General features: G+C 68.3%; 17 protein-coding genes, 1 tRNA gene and 1 pseudogene. 8 read left to right on the top strand and 11 right to left on the bottom strand.

All coding sequences use genetic code 11. The features are described 5' to 3' along the window. The 4 genes and pseudogenes from DSP71_RS23515 to DSP71_RS10080 all read left to right on the top strand — a co-directional run. Positions 1-369: pseudogene (locus tag DSP71_RS23515) on the top strand (prephenate dehydrogenase); the annotation flags it as partial. Further along, entirely contained in the window at positions 362-1,081 is a 720-nt protein-coding gene (gene cmk / locus DSP71_RS10090; RefSeq protein ID WP_113681019.1) for a (d)CMP kinase, read from the top strand. The pseudogene DSP71_RS23515 and the gene cmk, both read left to right, overlap by 8 nt. Positions 1,082-1,121: 40 nt before the next feature. Then, positions 1,122-2,594, top strand: coding sequence for a ribosome biogenesis GTPase Der (gene der, locus DSP71_RS10085; protein ID WP_218867908.1), 1,473 nt, complete (start codon positions 1,122-1,124; stop codon positions 2,592-2,594). Positions 2,595-2,655: 61 nt separating this feature from the next. Beyond that, positions 2,656-3,561, top strand: a complete 906-nt coding sequence (locus tag DSP71_RS10080; protein WP_113681018.1) for an NUDIX domain-containing protein — start codon at positions 2,656-2,658, stop codon at positions 3,559-3,561. 63 nt (positions 3,562-3,624) lie between these two features. Here DSP71_RS10080 and DSP71_RS10075 read toward each other — a convergent pair whose 3' ends face one another. The 5 genes from DSP71_RS10075 to DSP71_RS10055 form a co-directional block, all read right to left on the bottom strand. Continuing rightward, on the bottom strand, positions 3,625-4,929 hold the full coding sequence (locus DSP71_RS10075) for a 13E12 repeat family protein (RefSeq protein WP_257022299.1): 1,305 nt from the start codon (positions 4,927-4,929) through the stop codon (positions 3,625-3,627). Positions 4,930-4,991: 62 nt separating this feature from the next. Further along, positions 4,992-5,363 carry an RNA-binding S4 domain-containing protein gene (locus DSP71_RS10070; RefSeq protein ID WP_171011041.1) on the bottom strand — a complete coding sequence of 124 codons (372 nt, stop codon included), beginning with the start codon at positions 5,361-5,363 and terminating at the stop codon, positions 4,992-4,994. Then, positions 5,363-6,088 (bottom strand): lysoplasmalogenase, encoded by a 726-nt coding sequence (locus tag DSP71_RS10065; RefSeq protein WP_258546361.1) that lies wholly within the window; start codon positions 6,086-6,088, stop codon positions 5,363-5,365. The genes DSP71_RS10070 and DSP71_RS10065 overlap by 1 nt, the downstream gene beginning before the upstream one ends. Then, the gene (locus tag DSP71_RS10060) at positions 6,085-6,540 is read right to left on the bottom strand and encodes a hypothetical protein (RefSeq protein WP_113681017.1); all 456 of its coding nucleotides are present in this window, start codon (positions 6,538-6,540) and stop codon (positions 6,085-6,087) included. The genes DSP71_RS10065 and DSP71_RS10060 overlap by 4 nt, the downstream gene beginning before the upstream one ends. Before the next feature lie 33 nt (positions 6,541-6,573). Continuing rightward, positions 6,574-7,164, bottom strand: coding sequence for a GNAT family N-acetyltransferase (locus DSP71_RS10055; RefSeq protein WP_113681016.1), 591 nt, complete (start codon positions 7,162-7,164; stop codon positions 6,574-6,576). Positions 7,165-7,270: 106 nt separating this feature from the next. Between DSP71_RS10055 and DSP71_RS10050 the strand changes: the two genes are divergently transcribed. After that, positions 7,271-7,347: transfer RNA gene (locus DSP71_RS10050), tRNA-Pro, on the top strand. Positions 7,348-7,469: 122 nt separating this feature from the next. Here DSP71_RS10050 and DSP71_RS10045 read toward each other — a convergent pair. The 3 genes from DSP71_RS10045 to DSP71_RS22220 all read right to left on the bottom strand — a co-directional run bounded on the left by DSP71_RS10045 (position 7,470) and on the right by DSP71_RS22220 (position 9,944). Beyond that, complete coding sequence (locus DSP71_RS10045; protein ID WP_179516380.1) at positions 7,470-8,207, bottom strand: M23 family metallopeptidase; 738 nt, start codon at positions 8,205-8,207, stop codon at positions 7,470-7,472. Positions 8,208-8,436: 229 nt separating this feature from the next. After that, positions 8,437-9,345 (bottom strand): M23 family metallopeptidase, encoded by a 909-nt coding sequence (locus DSP71_RS22225; RefSeq protein ID WP_170224181.1) that lies wholly within the window; start codon positions 9,343-9,345, stop codon positions 8,437-8,439. A gap of 104 nt (positions 9,346-9,449) precedes the next feature. Further along, complete coding sequence (locus tag DSP71_RS22220; RefSeq protein ID WP_179516381.1) at positions 9,450-9,944, bottom strand: hypothetical protein; 495 nt, start codon at positions 9,942-9,944, stop codon at positions 9,450-9,452. 213 nt (positions 9,945-10,157) lie between these two features. Here DSP71_RS22220 and DSP71_RS10035 point away from each other — a divergent pair, with 213 nt between their 5' ends. Then, positions 10,158-10,742, top strand: a complete 585-nt coding sequence (locus DSP71_RS10035; RefSeq protein ID WP_061017084.1) for an NADPH-dependent FMN reductase — start codon at positions 10,158-10,160, stop codon at positions 10,740-10,742. Between the two features lie 15 nt (positions 10,743-10,757). On the opposite strand, the gene DSP71_RS10030 is transcribed toward DSP71_RS10035, so the two are convergent. Further along, on the bottom strand, positions 10,758-12,533 hold the full coding sequence (locus DSP71_RS10030) for a 2-isopropylmalate synthase (protein ID WP_113681013.1): 1,776 nt from the start codon (positions 12,531-12,533) through the stop codon (positions 10,758-10,760). 167 nt (positions 12,534-12,700) lie between these two features. On the opposite strand from DSP71_RS10030, the gene DSP71_RS10025 reads away from it, so the two are divergent. Together DSP71_RS10025 and DSP71_RS10020 are read left to right on the top strand one after the other, a co-directional pair. Further along, on the top strand, positions 12,701-13,369 hold the full coding sequence (locus tag DSP71_RS10025) for a FadR/GntR family transcriptional regulator (protein ID WP_113681012.1): 669 nt from the start codon (positions 12,701-12,703) through the stop codon (positions 13,367-13,369). Beyond that, positions 13,369-14,193, top strand: coding sequence for an ABC transporter ATP-binding protein (locus DSP71_RS10020; RefSeq protein WP_061017089.1), 825 nt, complete (start codon positions 13,369-13,371; stop codon positions 14,191-14,193). Before DSP71_RS10025 ends, DSP71_RS10020 begins: the two co-directional genes overlap by 1 nt. Positions 14,194-14,209: 16 nt before the next feature. On the opposite strand, the gene helR is transcribed toward DSP71_RS10020, so the two are convergent. Together helR and DSP71_RS10010 are read right to left on the bottom strand one after the other, a co-directional pair. After that, positions 14,210-16,354 carry an RNA polymerase recycling motor ATPase HelR gene (gene helR, locus DSP71_RS10015; protein ID WP_113681011.1) on the bottom strand — a complete coding sequence of 715 codons (2,145 nt, stop codon included), beginning with the start codon at positions 16,352-16,354 and terminating at the stop codon, positions 14,210-14,212. A 125-nt stretch (positions 16,355-16,479) separates the two neighbouring features. Beyond that, positions 16,480-16,998, bottom strand: a 519-nt coding sequence (locus DSP71_RS10010; RefSeq protein ID WP_147251281.1) for an amidohydrolase family protein, incomplete at its 5' end; no start/stop codon positions are given.

Below are 16,998 nucleotides of genomic sequence, written 5' to 3'. Positions count from 1 at the left end.
GCCCTCGCTTCCGACCTCGGTGAGATCTCCGACGCCCTGCGCGATCCGGCCGCCCCCGGCGCCCGCCGCACGGTAGCCGAGACCATCCGCCAGGGCAACGACGGGGTCGAGCGTCTTCCCGGCAAGCATGGACAGAACCAGCGCTTCGACACCCTCGTCGTCATGATCGACGACACCGCCGGGCAACTCGGGCGGCTCTTCGGCGAGCTGGGTGAACTCGGAGTCAACGTCGAGGACCTGCGCCTCGAGCATTCGCCGGGAGCGCAGTTCGGCCTCGCCGAGATCAGCGTCGACCCGGCGGCTCTGCACGGCGCGATCACCGGGCTCCAGGAACGCGGCTGGCGTATCGCGGGGAGCACCAATGACTGACATCTCATTCTCCGCCGCGGAGGCGCACGTGACCGACGCACAAAAGTTCATCGCGATCGACGGCCCCGCCGGCTCCGGCAAGTCCAGCGTTTCCAAGGCTGTGGCGCGCAAGCTCGGCTTCGGGTACCTCGACACCGGGTCCGCCTACCGTGCGCTCGCTTGGCATGTGCTCGACCGCGGGGCCGACACGGACGACTCCGAGGCCGTCCTCGCTGCGGCGACCGACTTCCCCGTGCGACTGGGCCTCGACCCCGACGACCGCACGGTGCTCGTCGGAGACGTGGAGGTCACCGAGGCCATCCGCGACCCGCGAGTCTCCGGAGCGGTGAGCGGCGTGGCGCGCGTGCCCGAGGTGCGAGCACAGGTCAACGAGCTCTTCCGCCGGCTGGTAGCCGAGTCGTCGTATCCCGCCGTCGTGGTGGAGGGACGTGACATCACGACCGTGGTGGCACCGGACGCCCCTGTACGGATCCTTCTCACCGCAGCCCCCGAAGTGCGGGCTGCGCGACGTGCCGGTGAACTCGCCGGCGAGAATGCGGCTGCTGTCGCCGCGGCATTGCACAAGCGCGATGCCTCAGACAGTGCCGTCGTCGACTTCCTGAACGCTGCAGAAGGCGTCGAGGTCGTCGATTCGACGGAGCTCGATTTCCCCCAGACCATCGACGCCGTCCTCACGGTGATCGAACGAATCCAAGGAGCACCCCGTGGCTGACGACGAATACGAAGGCGGCCCCGACCAGCTCGCCGAGAAGATGGACCAGCTCGACGAGCATCTCGCCGAGCAGCGTGCGGAGACCCTCCGCGCCGGCCTCTCCGACTACGAGCTCGACGACGAGGACGCGGAGCTCCTCGCGGGCATCACGCTCGGCGAGGACGGCATCCACTACAGTCCCGCACTTCCCGTGGTGGCGATCGTCGGACGGCCGAACGTGGGCAAGTCCGCGCTCGTGAACCGCATCCTCGGTCGCCGTGAGGCCGTCGTGGAGGACACCCCCGGTGTGACCCGCGACCGCGTGACGTACAAGGCGGAGTGGGGAGACCGTCGCTTCTCGCTCGTCGACACAGGCGGGTGGGAGCCGGACGCCCGCGGCATCGACCGCTCTGTCGCGATGCAGGCGGAGGTGGCGATCGACCTCGCCGACCTGGTGCTGTTCGTCGTCGACGCCATGGTGGGTGCGACCTCCACCGATGAGCACGTGGTGAAGCTGCTGCGCAAGAGCGGCAAGCCTGTGTTCCTGGTCGCCAACAAGATCGATGACGCCCGGCAGGAGCCGGAGACCGCAGCTCTGTGGAGCCTCGGTCTCGGCGAACCGCACCCGGTGTCCGCCATCCACGGACGCGGTGTCGCCGATCTGCTCGACGCCGTGATGAAGAAGCTTCCCGAGGTCTCGGCGGTCGCCAAGCAGGAGATCGGCGGACCCCGCCGGGTCGCCATCCTCGGTCGCCCGAATGTCGGCAAGTCGTCGCTGCTGAACAAGGCGGCCGGCGAGGAGCGCGTGGTCGTCAACGATCTCGCCGGCACCACGCGCGATCCGGTCGACGAGGTCGTGGAGCTGGGTGGCAAGATGTGGCGTCTGGTCGACACCGCCGGCATCCGTCGTCGCGTGCACATGGCGCAGGGCGCGGACTTCTACGCGTCGCTGCGCACCTCCGCTGCGCTGGAGAAGGCGGAGGTCGCTGTCGTCGTGCTCGACGTCTCCGAGTCGATCAGTGAGCAGGACGTGCGCATCATCGACCTGGTGCTGGAGTCGGGTCGTGCACTGGTCCTCGCGTTCAACAAGTGGGACCGCCTCAACGACGACGACCTCGAGAACGCCGATCGCCGTCGCTACCTCGAGCGGGAGATCGAGCAGGACCTCGCACACGTCGCCTGGGCCCCGCGCGTGAACATCTCCGCGAAGACCGGGCGTCACCTCGACAAGCTCGTTCCCGCCTTGGAGACCGCGCTGGAGAACTGGGACCGTCGTATTCCGACGGGCAAGTTCAACGCGTTCCTCGCGGAACTCGTGGCGGAGCACCCGCACCCGCTGCGTGGAGGCAAGCAGCCGCGCATCCTGTTCGGTACGCAGGCATCGACGCGCCCGCCGACGTTCGTGCTGTTCACGACCGGTTTCCTCGACCCCGGGTACCGCCGGTTCATCCAGCGGCGTCTGCGCGAGCTCTACTCGTTCGAGGGCACGCCGATCGTGATCAACATGCGCGTGCGCGAGAAGCGTCAGCGCTGATCTGTTCCGGCGCATGTCGCGCCGTGGTGCCGTCGCCCCGATGCTGTGAAAGGCTGAGTGTGTGACTGTCGTACCTCCTGCTTCCGGTGAGCCGCGTCGCCCCGAGGGGCCGCGGAATCCCGGCGATGCCTGGGTGATCTCGGAGTCGGGGGGAAAGTACTGGGGGCGCTTCGGCGCCGCCGGTCTTCTCGCCTACGATCCCGCGCGCGGGATCCTGCTGCAGCACCGCGTCTCCTGGAGCCACTTCGGGGGGACGTGGGGGCTTCCCGGCGGGGCGCTGCACGAGGGGGAGAGCGCGATCGACGGAGCCGTCCGCGAAGCCCAGGAAGAGGCCGGCGTGCCCGACGGTGCTGTGCGCGCCCGGTTCACGAGCGTGCTCGACCTCGGGATCTGGTCGTACACGACCGTCATCGCCGACGTGCAGGTGCCGTTCGAGCCGGTGATCAGCGACCCCGAGAGCGTCGCCCTGGAATGGGTGCCGGTGGATGAGGTCGACGCCCGCCCTTTGCACCCGGGGTTCGGGGCGTCGTGGCCTGCGCTGCGGGCGCTGCTCGGGACGCGTCCTGCGATCGTGGTGGATGCGGCGAACGTCGTCGGTTCGGTCCCGGACGGCTGGTGGAAGGACCGTGCCGGAGCGGCGGCTCGACTTCGCAGCCGTCTCGAACGCTTGGCTGTTCCCGCCGAGGAGCTGGAGCTCGGGGGAGATGTGTGGTTCCCCGAGGTCTCGCTGGTGGTCGAGGGACAGGCGCGAGGCATCCCCGACGAACCGGGACCCGTCCGCCTGGTACGTGCCGAGGCTGAGGGCGACGACGCGATCGTCGCTGAGATCGAGCGTCGGGTCGCGGGCGAGGAATCCGTCGTCGCCGTCACCAGCGACCGCGGCCTTCGGGAACGGGCCGATCACGCGGGCGCCGCGCACATCAGGTCGGCGGGATGGCTGCTCGAGTTGCTCGACGCGCAGGGCTGACGTCGAATCCCTGCGTCGCGGTCCGGTCGCCGTCGCCCCCGGAAGCCCGGAGTCAGACGAACATCACCCTTCGAGGAGGCGAGTCGGCGTAGTCCCGGCCCAGTGGGCTGTGCCAGGTGACGCTGCCGTCTCTCTCCTGCTGAGCGGTCCACCGATGCGCCTCCGGAATGTCGGGGTGCTTGAGCGTGTGGTGATTCCGGCAGAAGTGCGCGAGATTGTCGAGCGCGGTCGTGCCGCCCTTCGCATGATCGTGGTTGTGGTCGATCTCGCAGCGGTGCACCGGCGGCTCCAGCCCGTGTTGCGCGCTGCGAGCTCGCGCGCGACGTCGGGGTGCAGCGCTCCGTGCCCGTCGAGCTCCGCCGGGTCGTCGTCAGCGCCGGTGAGGGTGCTGGCCGCGATCGTCACCTGCACGCGGGCCTGGATGCCGTCGAGGCCGTCCCCGTGTGCGGCGCTCGGGTCTGCCGTGAGGAGCAGATCAGCGAAGAGGTCGGCCTGGGTCTGTGCCCACGTACGGGTGTCCGCCGGGAAGCGCACGACGTCGGGGTCGGTCGTGAACGTGCTCTCGTCGATGCCACGGATCACACGGTCATCGAGGAGGTCGAACACCGGATCGTCGAGGGAGATGTCCTCGGGGCTGATGCCCTCACGCCCGTCGTCGAACCACCAGGGCGGAGGAACGACATCGCTGTCATCCCGGGCGCGTACGACCGCTCGTGTCATCTGATTCAGTCGGTCGGCGATGGCGGTGGCGATCCACTCGGGCAGCACGGCGGTGAGCAGCGCGAGCCCGTCGTCGAGCGACTTCACCGTCACGCACCGTTCCTCGGCCGCACGTCGGTGTCTGTCGACGAGCGTCTCGCCGACGAGGGCGGCGACGACCTGTCGAGCGTGCGCCTTGGTGCGCGCTGCGGTGTCCTGCTCGGCGACCACCAGCACCGCCGTCTCGAACAGCTCCATGACTGCCGGATCGATCTTGCGGTTGCGGATGGCCTCGGCCACGCTGGCGCTGGCCCTGGCGATCTCGCGAACGTGTCCAGCGCTGACAGTGCCGCGCGAGAACGAAGCGCGGGTCGCGGGGAGATGACCGACCAGGGCCTGGGCGTCTGCGAAGGCGAACTCCATGGACCCCTTCGGCAGGCGGCCGGCAGCCGAGAACTCCGCGACCATCGACCGGTAGATCGCATCGCGGTGGAACGGGCTTGAGGCGACATCGGCATCGTGGATGGCGATCTGCTCCGTGAGCAACTCGGCTGCCTCGGCCTCGAGTGCGGCGATGCGGCGACGGGTCGCGACCCAGGCGTCGAGAACTCGACGACGTTCCTCGAGATCGAGATCGAGGTAGAGGTCGGGTTTCTTATCGTTCGCCATGAACTCAGTTTAGAACAAAGCTTCGAAAGCGAGAAGGTGCGGCCACGATGCATGCCGAGATATCAGCTCGGGAGATCGTCGTTGCGGCCGCGCAACCGATCGATGTCGCGTCGTTCGCGTTTGGTCGGTCGCCCCGCTCCGCGGTCGCGCACGCCCAGTGCTGCCTGAGGCTCTCGTTCGGGCGTCCGGTCGTCGTAGGCGAGAGCGGCGACGGGAGCGCCGACACGCTTGACGAGCAGCTGGCGGACGAAGAGGATTCGATCGAACCCGGCGATCCTGATGCGGACCTCGTCGCCCACCCGGATCTGCTGCGCGGCCTTCACCCTGTCTCCGTTCACGCGCACATGCCCCGCGCGGCATGCCGTCGTCGCCGCCGAGCGCGTCTTGTAGACACGGATAGCCCAGAGCCAGCTGTCGATGCGTGCGGCATCCATCAGGAACTGCTCTTCCTCAGTGCCACGAGAGCGCCGGCGACGATCAGTCCCTGCCCGATCGTGTAGGTGAGCATCACGGCGGGGCTGCTCCAGGGCGGCAGGGAATCGGGGAGGAAGAGTCGGAAAGCGAGGATCGTGTCGCTCGCGAGGAAGAACGACCCTCCGACGGCGATGACGGGATGGCAGCGCGCGGAGAAGGCGGCGGTCCCCGCGAGCACCAGTCCGTAGAGAGCGACGGCGACGAGAAGGCCACCGGTGTGCGGACCGAGCACGGCGATCATGGCGACCCACCAGCCGGCGTACACGAGAGCCCACCAGGGCATGCGCCGGGTCGACAGGTGACGTGCGAAGAGCAGGATGTAGGCCACGTGGGCGATGCCGAAGAACAGCAGCATCAGGGGCAGTTCGGGGCCGCCGGGGAAGAATGTCCCGGCTCCGTCGCCGAGCCAGGAGAAGAACACGGCAGCGAGCAGCAGGATCAGCGCGGAGCGCGGAACGAGGCGTCGCGCAGAGACCACGACCGGAACAGCCAGCAGCGGCATCAGGAGCAGTTTGGTGGGCGCGGCGAGCGGGCTGTCGACCGCCAACAGGACGACGTGGAGGAGAGACACGACGGTGTAGGGGAGGAACGTGGAGGCGAAGAGCACGCGGCGCCGCTGGAGCTCGTCGTCGTGTCGCGGCACCGACGGGGCCTGCGACCCGTCCCTCATGGCGCTGCTGTTCACGATTCGACGGTGACCTCGACGACGCTGTCGTCGACACCGAGATGCACAGCCGGCCAGTATCCCTCGGGGAAGTGCTCGCCGCAGCCGTCGGTCAGATGGAGAACGACCGTGCCGTCGGCGGCCGCTTCGATGGCCTCGACGGCGAGGTCTGTGCTGGCCTCGTCGAGCTCGAGACTTCCCGGTTCGCCCGCGCTGAACTTCGTGACGACGGCATCCGTGGCGATGCGTCGCACGATTTCGAGTCGCTTCACCGTGTCGCGCAGTCGGGGGAGCAGAGGCTCGACCTCGTCGGGGGCCGTGCCTTCCAGCATCAGTTCGAGCTCGGTGCCGTGGACCGAGACCGTGCCGACGAACCAATCGTGTGTCAGCACCGTTCCATCCGTGAGTTCCGAGCGTGCGCGCGTGAACGTGCCGAGCTCAGGATCGTCGATGGTCGGAGTCTCGTTGCTCATGACTTCACGCTAGCGGCTTCTCGTCGGTGGCGATCATCCGACGTGATCGAAGGAGAGCGCCACGAGCGTGCGACCCGGCTTGAGCTCGGCCTGTTCCATGAAGCCGGCCGCGAGGAACGTTCCGAGCGTGCCGTGGAAGAGGCCGTTGGAGCGCTGCTTCTCGCCGCGGGTGTCGACCGGATACCCCTCGATGAGGCGTGCCCCGGATTCTCGGGCGTACTCCACCGCCGCGCGCAGGAGCTCGAGGTTGAGTCCGCTGCCACGGTGCTCTCGGCGCACCACGAAGCACGTCACCGCCCAGACCGACTCGTCATCGAACGGCTCGGTGCTCGCCGCCGCGATGATGCGTGTGCGAGCGACCCGCGCTTGGCGCGTGCGAGGGCCGATGCGGATCCAACCGGCAGCCTCGCCGTCGACGGAGGCGACGATTCCCGGAGGCGGTCCCTCATCGATCTCGGCGCGGAACATCTCCGTGCGCTGCGGCGTCGTGGTCGTGTTCCAGTCTTTGTTGCTCAGCACGGGCCAGATGCACTGGCAACTGGCGCCGTCTCCGCCACCCGTGAGCGCGTGCTGGACATCGTCCCAGCGCGCCATCGTCGCCAGCTCGGTCGTGATCGTCGCCATGACGCGACGCTACGCGGGGCATCCGACACTCGCAACGCCTCGGTTCGCGGAGGGGGTGCGGATACGGCTAAGATAGGGGAGTTGCCTGCGCGAGAGTGCAGAACAACGGGCTGTGGCGCAGCTTGGTAGCGCACTTGACTGGGGGTCAAGGGGTCGCAGGTTCAAATCCTGTCAGCCCGACCATAAAAGCCCCGGAGAACCGCTGAAAAACGCGGAACTCCGGGGCTTTTTCCGTCTCCGGCGCCGTGCGGAGGGCTCCCACCGAGCACTCGGCATGGTGGGAGCCTTCCGTCACGCGCTCGCGACTACGCCGTCGGCGCCCCGATATAGCCGGCGAGGAAGGTGAAGGTGTCCCAGGAAACTCCGGGCACCTTCGAGAGCTCGGGCAGAGGCATGAGATCGGTTGCTCCGAGGCTGCGCAGGGTGTCGACCTGCATGCGGAAGTCGTTGTACTGCTGCTGGCTGGCGAAGTCGGTCTTCCCGCCGTACCTGAGGTGAACCACGGCTCCGGTCGGGACCTTCACGATTGCTTCCATTGCTGTCTCCTGTTGAGGTGTCGTCGGTCCGCTCCCTGCGAGCGGCGCGTCGTCGATGTAGGGATCGGGGTTGAGTGCCACGCCGTTGCGCTGGACTTCGATGTGCAGGTGCGGACCGGTGGACTGGCCGGTGTTGCCGACTCTGCCGATGAACTGCCCGCGTGAAACCGGCCCTGTGCCGATGCGCGTGCCCTCGAGCATGTGCGCATAGACGGTGCGATAGCCGTCGGCGTGCTGAATGTGAATGCTCTCGCCGTAGGCGCCCTTGTTCCCGGTGATACTGCTGATGACGATCGTCCCATCGGCGACTGCGTGGATCGGCGTCCCCAAACCCGGGGTGTAGTCGATTCCGGCGTGCGCCGGGTACTGTCCGACGAAGCCGCGCGAGCGCCCGGAACGGAACGTGAACGGGTAACCCCAGGTCACGGCCGCGGCCGCTGATTGCGGGCGACCGACCGCGCCCACGCCGGCAGCAGTGACCGCCGCCGTGATCGCAGCGGCCGTCATGAACGTTCTGCGACCTACTCCGGGCAGCACTGATGGGGGTTTCGGTTCGTTGGGGTGCATGTCAATGACAGTAGCGGGCTGTCCCCAGATCAACGTGCCGTGGTCCGATAGACGCTCGGGCGAGGTAGACCGCTGAACAGTACATGCAGATCGTCCGGCCCCCGAAGGCGGGCCGGACGATCTGACGGTCATCGCGTCTGGAAGCGGGACCGTAACAGCAGGGGCGGCGTCACGCCGGCCAGTAGTTCTTCTTGACCGTGACTTCTTCGATCTTCGCGGTGCCGCCGACCGACCGCACATGCGCGTAGAGCCGGACCGGACCGACCAGGGTGTACGGCATCACGTACTGCGCGTGGGTGATCCCGTCACTGGAGACGGTCTTCGGGATCTCGACGGTGGGCTGCACGAACGACTGTGCGACGGCGCCAGCGGAGTTCAGAGCCTCCGCGACCACACGGAGCTGGAGGGCGGAAGCGACGCCGGATGCCCGCAGGTTGACGACGACGTCTCCGGTCTCACGCCGTCCGGCGGCGAGTACCGCGAGATAGAACTCGGTTGCCCCGACGCGCACGGGCATCCAGGAGTTCGCAGGGATGACGGTGTTCCATGCGTAGGTGGTGGACTGATGGGTGGGCACGGGATCCTCCGAGGCGGGGGGTTGACTGGGTGAGTTGTCGATGACGTAGTTCTCGAAGTCGACGGTGTTCCTGAATCCGAGCTGGTTCGGTGAGCCGCCGATCCAGAGTGAGACGTGGACGTGTGCTCCGTAGCCGGTCTCGCTGTCGAAACCGGACGCTCCCGAGTAGGCGATGACCGTTCCCTGCGTCACGCGCGTGCCCACTCGGACCACACTCGAGTCGAGGTGCAGATAACGGATGTAGTTGCCGTCGTCCCCGCGGAGCGCCAGGTAGCGGCCCGTCGCCGTGGACGTGGTGTCCTTGCGATCGACGATGAGGCCATTCGTCACGGCCATGACGGGCATGCCCCTCGGCACGGAGTAGTCGGTGCCCGGCTCCGCGGAGTTGCGGTTGCGGTGCCCCTGCCAGGAGTCGGAGATCGGTGCGTAGCCACACGGCCGGATGTACGTCCCGGCTGCAGCCGCTCTTTCTCCGGGGGCCACGACGTTCAGCCCGAACATCGCGGCGCCACCTGCGACTCCGGAGGCGATCAGGGCCGATCTTCGAGAGAGAAGGGGAGGCGCCGGCGGGCTCGACGACTCCACCGTCGGTTCTGAGCCGCACATCAGCGGTCGCCGCCCTCGTTCTTCCCGTCGATCAACTTCTGGATCTGATCCTCGGGGAGGCGCTCGATCGACGCGGACGACAGCCCGATGTCCGGATTCGACGGAGAACCACCGATCGTGCACTGCGCCTCTCCTTGGAAGCCGGAGGTCTGCGCCGGGACGATCACGAGCCACTCCGGGGTCACGCTGCGGTGCTCGATGCGGCTGGCGGCCGAGTCGAACTGCACGTCGCCGGCGAAACCCGATCGCGTCGAGTCGACGCAGATCTCGACCAGCTGGGTGGCGGTGAAGTCCCCGAAGTCTCCGGAGCTGGAGCTGGGGGTCGGAGTGGGGGCAGGTTCCGATGTCGTGCTCGGGCTGACGGAGGGAGCGGGGGTGGAGGTGGGGACAGCGCTGGAGGTGGGGGCTGAGCCGGAGGCACATCCAGCGAGGGTGACTGCTCCGAGAGCCAACGCGGCTCCCAGGGCGAAGCGTTCGAGGCGGGGAGATCTCATGGTCCGAAAATAGCAGCGGCATCGCGCGGTGCCGGGGTGCCTCGACGGCCTGAGGCGAATCCGGGCGAAGAATCGCGGGCTCTGTTCCGCGTGCTCAAGCCTCGGTGCACGGGCGGCGAGGCAATGGAAGGGGCTTGCTATGCCGGGACACGGGGCTAGCCTGAACGCGAACACGTCCGACAAGCACATCCGAACAAGCAAGGGAGTATCCGCATGGCACACCGGATCGGCTACCTCATCGGAAGCCTCGCCCATGACTCGATCAACCGCGTCGTCGCGACCGCGCTCGTGAAGCTGGCCCCGCCCAGCCTGGAGATGGTCGAGATCCCGATCCGCGATCTGCCGCTGTACAACCGTGACGACGAGCTCGATCCGGTCGCCGCCGTGACCACGTTCAAGCACGCGGTCGAGCGCGCCGAAGGCCTCCTGATCGTGTCGCCGGAGTACAACCGCTCGATCCCCGGCGCCCTGAAGAACGCGATCGACTGGGGGTCGCGGCCGTGGGGTCACAACTCGTTCGCCCGCAAGCCCACCGGCATCATCGGAGCCTCCACCGGCGCCATCGGCACCGCGGTGATGCAGTCCTCGATGCGCAGTGTGCTGAGCTTCCTCAACGCCCCTCAGCTGAACGCCCCCGAGGCGTATCTGACCTACCGTCCTGAGATGTTCGGCCCCGACGGCACGGTCGAGGATGCCGGCACGAAGAAGTTCCTCGAGCACTACATGGAGGAGTACGCCGCCTTCGTCGAACGCGTGCTCTCCCTCACGGCACCCGGGCACGTCGGCGACCAGGACTGAACTTCTAGGCGGGAGTCAGCTTCCAGAGCGGGCGACCGCCGCCGCCATGAATGCGGACAGACTCGCGGAGAGTACGGATCGTCCGCGGCCGGCCGACCACGAGCTCCCCGCCGCGGTGCGGTGTTCGAGGAGCGTCAGAGCATCGCTCTCCGCCCCCGATCCGACGCTCGTCTGGTGGAGCCCGACGATGTCCACGCGCACGCCATGGGCGGAGAGTGCCGCAGAGAGAGCCTCGATAGGGCCCCCTTCACGGTGGACCGTCGTGTACTCGCGGCCCTCGACCTGGAGTGTGATGCGCGTGCGTGGGTTCCCCTCGCCGTCGGCGGAGTCGTAGGAGACGAGACGGGTCCCGGAATCACTGCCCGAAACGGCGCGGAGATAGACCGCTTCGAAGACATCCCACAGCACTGCCGCCGTGACCTCGGCTCCGGTCGCGTCGGTGTGCCGCTGCACGTGTCGGGCGAAGTCGATCTGCAGGCGCCGAGGCAGTTCGACCCCGTACTCGCTCTCCAGCAGATATGCGATACCTCCCTTGCCCGACTGCGAGTTGACGCGGATCACGGCGTCGTAGTCGCGACCGATGTCCGCGGGGTCGATCGGCAGATAGGGGACCCGCCACTCGATCTCCCTCTCATCGCGGTCCTCCGCGGCGGCGCGGGCGCGGTGCTCGGCGAAGCCCTTCTTGATCGCATCCTGGTGCGTGCCGCTGAACGCCGTGTGCACCAGATCGCCGACGTAGGGATGGCGGGCGTGCACCTCGATCCGGTTGCAGTGCTCGACGGTGCGGCGGATCTCGTCGATGTCGGAGAAGTCGATCATGGGATCCACCCCCTGCGCGTGGAGGTTCAGCGCGAGCGTCGCGATGTCGACGTTGCCCGTGCGCTCGCCGTTTCCGAAGATGCAGCCCTCCACCCGCTGCGCTCCGGCCAGTACCGCGAGCTCGGCGCAGGCGATACCCGTCCCGCGGTCGTTGTGGGGATGCACGGAGAGGACCACGCAGTCACGGCGTGCGAGGTTCTTGTGCATGTACTCGATCTGATCCGCGTACACGTTCGGGGTGGCGATCTCGACCGTCGCCGGCAGATTGAGGATCACCGGCCGCTCGGGGGTGGCCTGCCACAGCTCGGTCATCGCATCGCAGATGTCGATCACGTAGTCGGGTTCGGTCAGGTTGAACACCTCGGGGGAGAACTCGAAGCGCACGTTCGGCAGATGCCCGGCGAGCTCCCACAGGTCGCGGCCGCCGGAGAGGATGAGCTGCTTCAGCTCCTCGCGCTCGTGCCCCAGCACCAGGCTGCGCCACGCGGGGGCTGTCGCGGTGTACATGTGGATCACGACCTGGTTGGCGATGCCGCGGACGGACTCCACCGTCCGTTCGATGAGATCGCGGCGCGCGGGGGTGAACACCACGATCGTCACGTCCTCCGGTGCGATGTCGCTGTCCGCGATCAGCCGCACGAAGTCGTAGTCGGTCTGCGACGCCGACGGGTATCCCACTTCGATCTCCTTGTACCCCATCCGCACCATCAGCTCGAAGAACCGGTGCTTGCGGGCTGGATCCATCGGCTCGGCGAGAGCCTGGTTGCCGTCGCGCAGGTCGACCGGCACCCACAGCGGGGCGGCCGTGAGTCGATGGGTGGGCCAGTCCCGCTCGGTGAGCGGCACCTCGACGCGTGAGTAGACGTCGCGGTAGCGGTGCGAGGGCATCGGCGAGTTCTTCTGCCGGTTCCAGGCGGGAGCGTCGTCGATGCCGGCGGCGGCGGAGTCATGGATGGGCGATGTCGTGGTCATGGTGATGCGGCGTCCTTCTCGGAGAGGGGAGACCGGCACACTCGACCCCACGGCGGGGTGCCGGTCCGGCTACGCCCCGCCGTGGCGGCGAAGAAGGAGGTGCTCTGACGAGAACATGGCTAGACTGTAGCAGAACTCCTCAGACAAGTAGACGAGAGGCCGCGCGAATGGCACAGGTGAGATGGGCGCCGCTGGCGGACCAGGCGGCCGAGCTGCTGTGGCAACGCATCACGGCCGGGGAATGGGCGCTGGGGGAGAAGCTCCCCGGCGAGACGACGCTCGCCCTGCAGCTCGGTGTCGGTCGATCCACCGTGCGCGAGGCGATCCGGCAGCTCGCCGGGCGCGGAGTGCTGGCTTCGCGGCAGGGGGCTGGAGTCTATGTGACCGCGCTCGAAGCCCCGGAGGACTGGGATGCCGTCCTGCGCAAGGCCGACATCGTCGCGGTGATCGAGGCACGCATCGCGATCGAGACGGAGGCCGCCGCGCTCGCCGCCGCGAGACGCACTCCCGCGGATCTGCGCAGCATCCGCCGTGCTCTCGCCGATCGCGCCGCGCACCGCTCCCATATCGAGGCACACGTCGACGCCGACACCGCGTTTCATCGGACGATCGTGGCCGCCGCGCACAACCCGGTGCTCCTCGACCTGTTCGACAGCTTCACCCCGCGGTTGCGTGAAGCCATGGTCGAGATGCTCCGCATTCGGCGGTCGTTCGGGGACGACACCGACCAGGACGCGCACGCCGAGCAGGTGGAAGCCATCGCCGACCACGACGAAGCTGCCGCAGCCGAACGCAGTCGGGCTCATCTCCTCACCCTTCGCGAGGCGCTGTCGTGATGTCGGCGAAGGGTCTCGACGGCTCCGTCCCCCGCGACGTCCTCGCGCTGAGGGGCGTCGACGTCGTCCGCAACGCGCGGCAGATCCTGACCGGCATCGACCTCACCGTCAGGCAGGGCGAGCACTGGGCCGTCATCGGGCCGAACGGAGCGGGCAAGAGCACGATCCTGAGCATGTGCGGTGCGCAGGCGCACCCGACCAGAGGCTCTGTCCACGTGCTCGGACAGCAGCTCGGACGCGTCGAGATCAGACAGCTGCGGGAGTCCATCGGTCACGTGAATCCGCGTCACCCACTGCGCTCGCCGCTGACGGTGCGAGAGGTCGTGCTCACCGGAGCAACGGGGACCACGGAGATGATGAACAGATGGGAGCCCTCCCCGGCGATCCTGGCGCGCGTCGAGCACCTCATGGCGCTGCTGGGTCTCGAGGCGATCGAGGCCGCAACGTGGCCCACCATGTCCCAGGGAGAGCGCGGAAGAGCCCTCATCGCTCGCGCGTTGCTGCCCGACCCCGCGCTCCTTCTCCTCGACGAGCCCTCGACGGGTCTGGACGTCGCGGCGAGGGAGCAGTTCCTCGAGACGCTCGATCTGCTGCACAGCACGCAGCCCGAACTCGCCACCGTCCTCGTGACGCATCACCTGGAGGAGCTGCCCCGGTCGACCACGCATGCGGCACTGATCGCGAAGGGGGAGATCGTTGCCAAGGGGCAGGCCGACGCCGTGCTCACGACACCCCTGGTGACGGCGGCGTTCGCATACCCCATACGGATCGAGCGGCGCGAGGAGCGCTGGCAGGCCCTCACCGGTCGCGTCCTCGTCGGGTGACGTCGCGAGCGTCGCTTCACCGGAGCACGATGAGCTCGCTGGTGGATCGGGTCATGGACACGTAGCGGTCCACGGCGCCGGTCACGTCATGTCCGAACTGATCGGGATGGACCAGCACGACCAGGTCGAACTCCAGGCCCTTCGCACCCTCGGGCGTCAGGGATCGCACGCGCGCGGTCGGGGCGAAGTCGGGGGCGCCGATCACGCACGCCACGCCGTCCGGATGCGCGTCGACCCAAGCCTCCAGCAGGCGCGGGAGTGCGGCGACGACGTCATGACGCACCGGCATTCCGCTCTCGCGCACCGAGGACGGGACGTTCGCATCGGGGATCGCCGCGAGGATCTCTGGAGCAGCGGCCTCCATCACCTCCGTCGGCGTCCGGTAGTTCACCCCCAGATGAGAGATCCTGACGTCGCGGAGTCCGACGCGGGCGAGTCGGGCCTCCCAGCTCTCGGTGAATCCGTGACGTGCCTGCGCGCGGTCTCCCACGATCGTGAAGCTCCTCGAAGGGCAGCGGGCGATGAGCATCCGCCACTCCGCGTCGGTGAGCTCCTGTGCCTCGTCGACGACGATGTGTCCGAACGGTCCGGACAGCTCGTCGGGTCGCAGCGCGGGGGGAGCGTCGACACCGAGCAGCACATTCCGTGCGTCCTGGCCCCGCAGGATCGACATCACCTTCATCTCGCTGTCGTCGTCCTCGATGAGGTGGTCGACCACGTGGGAGATCTGCTCCTGGGCGGAAGCGATCACGGCCTGGCGTCGGTGCTCGTCGCGGACGGTATCGGGGTCGCCGATGCGGCGGCGCGCGGCGTCCAGGAACGGGATGTCCGACACGGTCCATGCCGTCGACCCGTCCCGCTGCAGGAGTGCGATCTCCCCCGGTGAGAGCCCCGGCGCACAGTGCCGCAGGAATTCGGGTGAGCTCCACAGTCGTGCGACGACCGATGTCGGGGACAGCATCGGCCAGGCGCGCATGAACGTCCCGGTGAGTTCCTCGTCCTGACGCAGCCACCTCCGCACCGTGTGGGGCGGCGCATCCTCGTCGTCCACCTGGTCCGTCAGCAGCTCGAGGATCTCCTCCCACACCTCGTCGCGTGCCTCGTTGTGCGAGATGGCAGGGTCCGCGTTCGAGAACAGTTCAGCCCATTCGTCGCGACTCAGCCACAGGTCGGCCCACGGCGATTCCAGACGCATGGCGTGATGCGGCGGGCGCTCGAACCACCTCGCGGCAGCGTCGAGCAGCGAGACGGGGTCGAGCGTGCCCTTCAGCCGCGCCACTCGGGCGTCGTGTTCGGTGCTCCGCTCGTCGGAGGCCGAGGCTCCCTCCGGGACGAGGTCGCGGATGGTCGCCAGTCGCACGGTGTCCTCGCCGAGGCTGGGAAGCACGTCCTCGACGTATGCGAGATAGTGCGCATGAGGGCCGATCAGCAGCATGCCGCCCGCACTCTGCGTGAGGCGCGGCTCCGCGTAGAGGAGTTGGGCGGCGCGGTGCAGTGCCACGACGGTCTTGCCCGTGCCCGGGCCGCCGTCGACGACGAGAGCTCCCCTGGACGAGGTGCGGATGATCGCATCCTGGTCGGCCTGGATGGTCGCGAGCACGTCGCGCATCCTGGCCGTGCGATGAGTTCCGAGGCTGGCGATGAACGCGGATTGATCGTCGAGGGAGGCCGCGCCGTCGAACGCCGCGTCGCTCAGCGCCTCATCCCAGTAGTCACGGATGCGTCCGTCGGTCCAGCGGTAGCGACGTCGGGAGATCACACCGCGCGGATGCTCGAGGGTCGCCGCGAAGTACGGCTCTGCGGCAGGAGTACGCCAGTCGATGAGGAGCCGGGACCCGTCCGCGTCCGCGAGGCCGGTGCGGCCGATGTACCGATGTTCGCCATCGTCGAGGGTCATCCGGCCGAGGCAGATGTCGAGGCCGAAGCGCTCGAGCACGCGAAGGCGTCCGCTCAGTCGGCGGATCTCCAGGTCCCGGTCGACGACGGCATCTCCGAGGTCCGCTTCCCGGCGGCGCGCTTGCGTCAGTCGCGAGATCACGTCTGCGCGCTGCAGCTCGAGAGCGTCGGCGATCCTCCGGAGATGCTCGCGGTCATCGGCGATCAGTTCCGGAGCGGCTTTCGCGCGCAGATCGTCCGCGAGGTGGAACGGGTCGAAAGGCATGGATCTCCTTCACGCCGGGCGTCATTCGCACGAGCGAGGGTCGATTCTGCCCCAGGGTGGGGGCCTTGCGGCAAGCCCCCACCTCGGCGATATCCTGGAAATGCGCAGGAGAGGTGCTCTTCGCGCTAGCTCTCGTACACGGTGCGTCCGGCGATCACGGTCTGCGATATGCGTGTCCCCAGCAGAAGGGCCGGATCGCCCGCGAACGGGTCGGCGTCGAGCACCACGAAGTCAGCGGCGTATCCGACCGCGATGCGGCCGCGCCAGCTGCCGTCGCCGATCGATGCCGCGGCGTCCCTGGTGGCGTGCGCGATGGCCCGTTCCAGCGGAAGTGCCTGAGTCGGGTCGACGGCCGGCACACCCGGAACCAGCGCCGAGGCACGTGTGGCGGCGACGTACATGTTCGCGAGCGCCTCGTAGGGGGCGGTCGGCGCATCGGTCGAGAAGGCGAGGAGTGCTCCTGCTTCGTCGTACTCCGACCACGCGAACGCGCGGGCGACGCGATCGTCGCCGATCTGCGCCGCCCAGTTCGCGAAGATCGCGGGGTCGGCGTGCACGGGCTGCATGGAGGCCGTCACCCCGAGCCGCGCCATCCGCCCGGCGGTTCCCGGCGCGGCGTACTCGAGGTGCTCGATGCGGTGCCG

Origin of the sequence: Microbacterium sp. H6, from assembly GCF_003314775.1 — a bacterium.
In the GTDB taxonomy this organism is placed as follows: Bacteria; Actinomycetota; Actinomycetes; order Actinomycetales; family Microbacteriaceae; genus Microbacterium; species Microbacterium oxydans.
Note: the sequence above shows the minus strand (reverse complement) of the source record. Positions and strands in the feature narration are given on the sequence as shown.